Origin of the sequence: Pseudomonas gingeri, from assembly GCF_013385425.1 — a bacterium.
Lineage (GTDB): Bacteria > Pseudomonadota > Gammaproteobacteria > Pseudomonadales > Pseudomonadaceae > Aquipseudomonas > Aquipseudomonas gingeri_D.
In genome coordinates this window covers 26,971-34,022 of the sequence record NZ_JACAQA010000033.1, presented here as the reverse complement: position 1 = coordinate 34,022, position 7,052 = coordinate 26,971, and the positions used below count along the sequence as shown (strand labels likewise).

The following is a 7,052-nucleotide window of genomic DNA, read 5'->3' as shown; positions in this document are numbered from 1 at the left end:
AGTGAAACGATGCATCGCCGATGGTAGTGTGGGGTTTCCCCATGTGAGAGTAGGTCATCGTCAAGATTAAATTCCGAAACCCCAATTGCGAAAGCAGTTGGGGTTTTGTTTTTGGGCCGCGAAAATGTCGCAAGACTCGAGGGCCTCTTCGCGGGCAAGCCCTGCTCCTACAGGACGGCGTCGTACACAAAATTCGCATACGACATCACACTGTAGGAGCCGGGCTTGCCCGCGAAGAGGCCGGCCCAGGCGCTGCAAGGCTCAAGAGTCATATGCAAGCTCTCGGCGCATGGCTATCATGCCTGCCTCATTGTGAGTCGAGACCTGCATGTTGACGTTGTTGAAGCTCCTCAAAGATGGTCGATTCCACTCCGGGCAAGCGCTAGGGGCAGCCTTGGGCGTCAGCCGCAGCGCCGTCTGGAAACAGCTCCAGCAATTGGAGGCGGAGTTCGGGCTGGTTATCCATAAAGTCCGTGGTCGCGGTTACCAGCTTGCCAATCCGCTGGTGTTGCTGGGCGAGCAGGAGATAGTGGCTGCAAAACCCTCCCCATCGTGGCCAGTGCATGTCTACGACACCATCGACTCAACCAATGCCGAGGCGCTACGCCTGATGGAGAAGGGGGCTGCTGCGCCTTTCATCGTGGTGGCAGAACGGCAAACCGCGGGGCGAGGACGCCGGGGCCGGCATTGGGTCAGTCCGTTCGCGGAAAATATCTATTACAGCCTGTTGCTCAGGATCGAAGGCGGCATGCGTCAGCTGGAGGGCTTGAGCCTGGTGGTCGGCCTGGCGGTTCTAAGTGCATTGCGTGAGCTGGGGATCGCCCGGGCGGGGCTGAAGTGGCCCAATGATGTCCTGGTGGACAACAAGAAGATCGCCGGCATTCTGCTGGAGCTGGTCGGCGACCCGGCGGATGTCTGTCACGTCGTGCTGGGGGTCGGGATCAACGTCAATATGCAGGTTGCCGAACAGGTGGATCAGCTGTGGACATCGGCACGGTTGGAAACGGGTCGTTCGATCGATCGCAACGAGCTGATCGCGAGCCTGGGGGAAAAGCTGCGCTTTTACCTGGAGTGGCACCAGTCCTCTGGTTTCGCGGCTATCCAGGCTGAGTGGGAGCAGAATCATCTCTGGCAGGGGCGCAAGGTCGCCCTAGTCGCGGGAGTGAGCCAGGTCGAAGGGATCGTGCTGGGCATCGACCAGCAGGGCGCGCTCCGTCTGCAAGTGGATGGCGTGGAAAAGGTCTTCAGTGGTGGCGAACTCAGCCTGCGCTTGCGCGATGATGCTTGAGTTCGAGGCGGCTAGCGGTTTTAACAAGGGCAGGGCGCATCGGGTGCCCGTCCTGGTATTGGTTGGCTTGGCGGTGGCGTGTCCGCTCGATTGAGGTTCCTATGCGTTGGTTGTTTCTGTTGTTGCTGGTGCTCAATGGTGTCTATTACGTCTGGCACCAGCAGGAAGCGCCCTTGAGGGCCAAGGAAGTCGCTCCTCTTTCGCTGTACCGCAGCGCTCACCAGGATATCCAGTTGTTGAGCGAATCCGATGGCGCCGGCGGGCGTCGTGCGGTCTCTGCGGCGCCGGAGCGCGAAGGCGATTGTGTCTATCTGGGTGCCGTGGCTCGCCAGGATCTGGCGCAGTCCATTGTGCAGCGTCTCCAGGGCAGCAATATCAAGGCGCGGGCAGAGCAGGTGAATGTGCCCGATTCGGCGGGGTACTGGGTACGGATCGCACCTGAAAGCCAGCATTTGCTGGACGACGCCCTGCTGCAGAACCTTGCTAAAGAATTCAATGAGTTAAAACATAAAATAATGCCGTGCGAAGGCATTGCAACTGTCGAATAGTTTGAATAGAATGGCGCCCGCTTCGCAGTGAACACCTCTTGAGGGACTGGCTACGAAGCGGGTCAACGCAGCTAACCTCATAATTTAAATGAGAAAAATGCTTGACAGAAGGTCGACATGATGTAGAATGTCGGCTCGCTTAGGAGGGGTTCCCGAGCGGCCAAAGGGATCAGACTGTAAATCTGACGTCTACGACTTCGAAGGTTCGAATCCTTCCCCCTCCACCATATTTAAGCGTGAGCTGCAAGCTCCGCGGGTATAGTTTAGTGGTAGAACCTCAGCCTTCCAAGCTGATGATGCGGGTTCGATTCCCGCTACCCGCTCCAAGTTTGCTGTTTGTGCACCGTGTTTCGCTCTTGTAGCTCAGTTGGTAGAGCACACCCTTGGTAAGGGTGAGGTCAGCGGTTCAAATCCGCTCAAGAGCTCCATAACAACAAGGCAGATATGCAAATATCTGCCTTTGTTTTAATGGCTGATGTAGCTTGCTTAATTCTTCTCCTGAGGGTGATTTCGATGGCTAAGGAAAAGTTCGAACGTAATAAGCCGCACGTCAACGTGGGGACCATTGGTCACGTCGACCATGGTAAAACTACGCTCACTGCTGCCTTGACTCGCGTTTGCTCCGAAGTGTTCGGTTCGGCCAAGGTTGACTTCGACAAGATCGATAGCGCCCCAGAAGAAAAAGCTCGTGGCATCACCATCAACACCGCTCACGTTGAATACGATTCGGCCGTGCGTCACTACGCACACGTTGACTGTCCAGGTCACGCCGACTACGTAAAAAACATGATTACCGGTGCTGCGCAGATGGATGGCGCGATCCTGGTTTGCTCGGCCGCTGATGGTCCGATGCCGCAAACCCGTGAGCACATCCTGTTGTCCCGTCAGGTAGGCGTTCCCTACATTGTGGTCTTCCTGAACAAGGCTGACCTGGTAGATGATGCCGAGCTGCTGGAGCTGGTTGAGATGGAGGTGCGCGATCTGCTGAGCACTTACGATTTCCCAGGTGACGACACGCCGATCATCATTGGCTCCGCGCGCATGGCGCTGGAAGGCAATGATGAAAATGGCATGGGTACTTCGGCTGTCAAGAAGCTGGTTGAGACTCTGGATAGCTACATTCCCGAGCCTGAGCGCGCAATCGACAAGCCGTTCCTGATGCCAATCGAAGACGTGTTCTCGATCTCCGGTCGCGGTACCGTTGTGACGGGTCGTATTGAGCGCGGTATCGTTCGTGTTCAAGATCCGCTGGAAATCGTAGGCTTGCGTGACACTGCTGTCACCACCTGCACCGGCGTTGAAATGTTTCGTAAACTGCTCGACGAAGGTCGTGCAGGTGAAAACTGCGGCGTTCTGCTGCGCGGCACCAAGCGTGACGATGTCGAGCGTGGCCAGGTACTGGTCAAGCCGGGTTCGGTCAAGCCGCACACCAAGTTCACTGCAGAAGTTTACGTCCTGAGCAAGGAAGAAGGCGGTCGTCATACGCCGTTCTTCAAGGGCTACCGTCCGCAGTTCTACTTCCGTACGACTGATGTGACTGGTAACTGCGAGCTGCCGGAAGGCGTCGAAATGGTAATGCCAGGTGACAACATTCAGATGACTGTCACTCTGATCAAGACTATTGCGATGGAAGATGGCTTGCGTTTCGCTATCCGTGAGGGCGGTCGTACCGTCGGCGCGGGTGTGGTAGCGAAAGTAATCGAATAAGTAGTTGAAATGCCTCTCTCAGGTCGACATAATGGTCGGCCTGATTCAAGTTTTAGGTCAGTAGCTCAATTGGCAGAGCGACGGTCTCCAAAACCGTAGGTTGGGGGTTCGATTCCCTCCTGACCTGCCAGATTCACTCGGTGTGTCTGGCTTTCTTTTCACAGGATTCTCTTAGATGACCTCCAACGCTGAAGCCCAAGGCTCTCGCTTCGATCTTCTCAAGTGGCTCGTCGTAGTCGCTTTGGTGGTGATTGGTGTTGTTGGCAACCAGTACTATCATGGTTCGCCGATCCTGTACCGCGTACTGGCTCTGCTTGTCATCGCTGCTGTAGCTGCCTTTGTAGGCCTGCAGACCGCGAAAGGCAAGTCGTTCTTCGTGCTGGCAAAGGAAGCTCGTACCGAGATTCGTAAAGTCGTATGGCCGACTCGCCAAGAAACCACGCAGACCACGTTGATCGTGGTGGCTGTTGTTCTGGTAATGGCGTTGCTGTTGTGGGGGCTTGATTCCCTGCTCGGCTGGCTTGTTTCCTCGATTGTAGGCTAAGGGTGTCCCGTGGCTAAGCGTTGGTACGTTGTGCATGCTTACTCGGGTTACGAGAAGCATGTGATGCGCTCGTTGGTCGAGCGCGTAAAGCTGGCAGGCATGGAAGATGGCTTCGGCGAAATTCTGGTCCCTACTGAAGAAGTAGTGGAAATGCGTAACGGCCAGAAGCGCAAGAGTGAGCGTAAATTCTTCCCTGGCTATGTGCTGGTACAGATGGACATGAACGAGGGGACTTGGCACTTGGTCAAGGACACGCCTCGGGTGATGGGTTTCATCGGCGGTACCGCCGACAAGCCTGCACCGATCACCGACAAAGAGGCAGAAGCGATTCTGCGTCGCGTCGCTGACGGCAGCGACAAGCCGAAGCCGAAGACACTGTTCGAGCCGGGCGAAGTCGTACGTGTTACCGATGGTCCGTTCGCAGACTTCAACGGCACCGTCGAAGAGGTCAACTACGAAAAGAGCCGCATCCAGGTGGCCGTGCTCATTTTCGGACGCTCTACTCCGGTAGAGTTGGAGTTTAGCCAGGTCGAAAAGGTCTAGCTGAACAAGCATCCCAACCCCACAGTCCAAGGCTGTGGGGTTTTGTCGTCACTGGGATAAACGCGCAAGTAACCGGGGAGCCTTTCGAGGCGCTAGAACCCGTAATTGGAGTGCCTCATGGCCAAGAAGATTACCGCTTACATCAAGCTGCAAGTGAAGGCCGCCCAGGCCAACCCTAGCCCACCCGTCGGTCCAGCTCTGGGTCAGCACGGCGTGAACATCATGGAATTCTGCAAAGCCTTCAACGCCCGTACCCAGGGTCTTGAGCCAGGTCTGCCGACGCCTGTGATCATCACTGTTTACAGTGACCGCAGCTTCACTTTCGAAACCAAGTCCACCCCGGCTTCGGTTCTGCTGAAAAAGGCCGCCGGCCTGACCAGCGGTTCCGCTCGTCCGAACACCGTTAAGGTTGGCACCGTGACCCGTGCTCAGCTGGAAGAAATCGCGAAAACCAAAAACGCGGATCTGACTGCAGCTGATATGGATGCAGCCGTGCGTACCATCGCCGGTTCTGCTCGTAGCATGGGCCTTAACGTGGAGGGTGTGTAATGGCTAAGCTGACCAAGCGCCAAAAGGCTATCGCCGGCAAAATCGAAGCAGGCAAGGCCTACAACTTTGTAGAAGCCGCTGCTCTGCTGTCCGAGCTGTCGACTGTCAAGTTCAGCGAGTCGTTTGACGTTGCTGTAAACCTGGGCGTTGACCCACGTAAATCCGACCAGGTCGTCCGTAGCGCTACTGTGCTGCCACACGGCACTGGCAAGACCGTTCGCGTTGCTGTGTTCACCCAGGGGCCGGCTGCTGAAGCTGCTCTGGCTGCCGGCGCCGATCGCGTTGGTATGGACGACCTGGCTGCCGAAATGAAAGGCGGCGACCTGAACTATGACGTCGTTATTGCTTCCCCGGACGCAATGCGTGTTGTCGGTCAACTGGGTCAGATCCTCGGTCCACGTGGCCTGATGCCTAACCCTAAAGTCGGTACCGTAACTCCAGACGTCGCCACCGCGGTGAAAAACGCCAAGGCCGGTCAGGTTCGTTATCGCACCGACAAGAACGGTATTATCCACACCTCCGTTGGCAAGATCGGCTTCGACGCCGTCAAGCTGAAGGAAAACGTTGAAGCCCTGATCGCTGACCTGAAGCGTATCAAGCCAGCTTCCTCGAAAGGTATCTACGTCAAGCGCGTTACCCTGAGCACCACCATGGGTCCAGGCCTGGTCATCGACCAGAGCTCGCTGGAAGCGTAAGACGCGCATTGGCGCAAGCGATTGCGCCAATCGAAAAAAATTGGGGTCCCTGCCTGGCGGGGGCTATCCAAGACCGTAGGCGGCGCAAGCCTTAAACCTCAAGCCTACGCAGATGGTGCTCCCGGTTCCTTACCGAATCAGACACCAAAACGACATCCGGCTTCGGCCAGATGAAACGGTAACAAGCAGGAGTTAAACCCGTGGCAATTAAACTCGAAGACAAGAAGGCCATCGTCGCTGAAGTCAACGAGGCTGCCAAAGTCGCTCTGTCCGCTGTCGTGGCTGATGCCCGTGGCGTAACAGTAAGCGCGATGACCGGACTCCGTAAAGAGGCCCGCGAAGCTGGCGTGTACGTACGTGTCGTACGTAACACCCTGCTCAAGCGCGCTGTTGAAGGCACCGAGTACTCGGTCCTCAACGACGTGTTCAAAGGCCCGACCCTGATTGCTTTCTCCAAGGAACACCCGGGCGCTGCTGCTCGTCTGTTCAAAGAGTTTGCAAAGGGTCAGGACAAGTTCGAGATCAAGGCAGCTGCGTTCGAGGGCAAGTTCCTCGCAGCCAATCAGATCGACGTACTGGCAACCTTGCCGACCCGTGACGAAGCAATCTCCCAGCTGATGAGCGTGATTCAAGGCGCTACCAGCAAGTTGGCTCGTACTCTGGCGGCTATTCGCGACCAGAAAGAAGCTGTCGCAGCCTAAGGCTGAGCACTTCTTTTCGCGTATTTTTGTTTATTTCGATGGTCGCGTAGGCCGTCCCCCAATTCAGGAAATACAGTAATGTCTATCTCCCAAGAAGATATCCTCAACGCCGTAGCTGAAATGTCGGTTCTGCAGGTTGTTGAGCTGATCAAAGCTTTCGAAGAAAAATTCGGTGTGACCGCTGCTGCTGCTTCGGCAGGTCCTGCTGCTGCTGCCGCTGTTGTTGAAGAGCAAACCGAATTCAACGTCATGCTGCTGGAAGCTGGCGAGAAGAAAGTTAACGTGATCAAGGCAGTACGTGAACTGACCGGTCTGGGCCTGAAAGAAGCCAAGGCTGTAGTTGACGGCGCTCCTGCCCTGGTTCTGGAAGCTGTTGCCAAAGACGCAGCTGACAAAGCCAAAGCAGCACTGGAAGAAGCAGGCGCTAAAGTCGAGCTGAAGTAAGCTCTGACCTTGCGTCTCCAGCCCGAGCGTTAA

The 7,052-nt window shown here is 56.2% G+C and carries 9 protein-coding genes and 4 tRNA genes; all 13 read left to right on the top strand.

Annotated features, from left to right (window positions below; all coding sequences use genetic code 11):
• Positions 1-328: 328 nt before the first annotated feature.
• The 13 genes from birA (at position 329) to rplL (ending at position 7,019) form a co-directional block, all read left to right on the top strand.
• Positions 329-1,288: a bifunctional biotin--[acetyl-CoA-carboxylase] ligase/biotin operon repressor BirA gene (gene birA, locus HX830_RS28690; RefSeq protein ID WP_177104022.1), complete on the top strand. Its 960-nt coding sequence runs from the start codon at positions 329-331 to the stop codon at positions 1,286-1,288.
• 101 nt (positions 1,289-1,389) lie between these two features.
• Entirely contained in the window at positions 1,390-1,836 is a 447-nt protein-coding gene (locus HX830_RS28685; RefSeq protein ID WP_103495379.1) for an SPOR domain-containing protein, read from the top strand.
• A 142-nt stretch (positions 1,837-1,978) separates the two neighbouring features.
• Positions 1,979-2,063, top strand: a tRNA-Tyr gene (locus HX830_RS28680).
• A 25-nt stretch (positions 2,064-2,088) separates the two neighbouring features.
• Positions 2,089-2,162: transfer RNA gene (locus tag HX830_RS28675), tRNA-Gly, on the top strand.
• 26 nt (positions 2,163-2,188) lie between these two features.
• A tRNA-Thr gene (locus tag HX830_RS28670) sits at positions 2,189-2,264 on the top strand.
• 85 nt (positions 2,265-2,349) lie between these two features.
• Positions 2,350-3,543, top strand: a complete 1,194-nt coding sequence (tuf, locus tag HX830_RS28665) for an elongation factor Tu (protein WP_100944345.1) — start codon at positions 2,350-2,352, stop codon at positions 3,541-3,543.
• Between the two features lie 54 nt (positions 3,544-3,597).
• Positions 3,598-3,673: transfer RNA gene (locus HX830_RS28660), tRNA-Trp, on the top strand.
• Positions 3,674-3,718: 45 nt separating this feature from the next.
• Positions 3,719-4,087: a preprotein translocase subunit SecE gene (gene secE, locus HX830_RS28655; protein WP_100944346.1), complete on the top strand. Its 369-nt coding sequence runs from the start codon at positions 3,719-3,721 to the stop codon at positions 4,085-4,087.
• Positions 4,088-4,096: 9 nt separating this feature from the next.
• Positions 4,097-4,630, top strand: a complete 534-nt coding sequence (nusG, locus tag HX830_RS28650; RefSeq protein WP_003186097.1) for a transcription termination/antitermination protein NusG — start codon at positions 4,097-4,099, stop codon at positions 4,628-4,630.
• Between the two features lie 117 nt (positions 4,631-4,747).
• Positions 4,748-5,179 carry a 50S ribosomal protein L11 gene (gene rplK, locus HX830_RS28645; protein WP_003176435.1) on the top strand — a complete coding sequence of 144 codons (432 nt, stop codon included), beginning with the start codon at positions 4,748-4,750 and terminating at the stop codon, positions 5,177-5,179.
• Positions 5,179-5,874, top strand: coding sequence for a 50S ribosomal protein L1 (gene rplA, locus HX830_RS28640; RefSeq protein WP_103495380.1), 696 nt, complete (start codon positions 5,179-5,181; stop codon positions 5,872-5,874). The genes rplK and rplA overlap by 1 nt, the downstream gene beginning before the upstream one ends.
• A gap of 200 nt (positions 5,875-6,074) precedes the next feature.
• Positions 6,075-6,575, top strand: coding sequence for a 50S ribosomal protein L10 (gene rplJ / locus HX830_RS28635; RefSeq protein ID WP_100944348.1), 501 nt, complete (start codon positions 6,075-6,077; stop codon positions 6,573-6,575).
• A 78-nt stretch (positions 6,576-6,653) separates the two neighbouring features.
• Positions 6,654-7,019 (top strand): 50S ribosomal protein L7/L12, encoded by a 366-nt coding sequence (gene rplL, locus HX830_RS28630; RefSeq protein WP_100944349.1) that lies wholly within the window; start codon positions 6,654-6,656, stop codon positions 7,017-7,019.
• The last annotated feature ends 33 nt before the right edge of the window (positions 7,020-7,052 follow it).

Excerpts from the sequence above, each read along its gene's own strand:
- birA (WP_177104022.1), top strand. The coding sequence starts at position 329 with ATGTTGACGTTGTTGAAGCTCCTCAAAGATGGTCGATTCCACTCCGGG.
- HX830_RS28685 (WP_103495379.1), top strand. The coding sequence starts at position 1,390 with ATGCGTTGGTTGTTTCTGTTGTTGCTGGTGCTCAATGGTGTCTATTAC.
- tuf (WP_100944345.1), top strand. The coding sequence starts at position 2,350 with ATGGCTAAGGAAAAGTTCGAACGTAATAAGCCGCACGTCAACGTGGGG.
- secE (WP_100944346.1), top strand. The coding sequence starts at position 3,719 with ATGACCTCCAACGCTGAAGCCCAAGGCTCTCGCTTCGATCTTCTCAAG.
- rplK (WP_003176435.1), top strand. The coding sequence starts at position 4,748 with ATGGCCAAGAAGATTACCGCTTACATCAAGCTGCAAGTGAAGGCCGCC.
- rplA (WP_103495380.1), top strand. The coding sequence starts at position 5,179 with ATGGCTAAGCTGACCAAGCGCCAAAAGGCTATCGCCGGCAAAATCGAA.
- rplL (WP_100944349.1), top strand. The coding sequence starts at position 6,654 with ATGTCTATCTCCCAAGAAGATATCCTCAACGCCGTAGCTGAAATGTCG.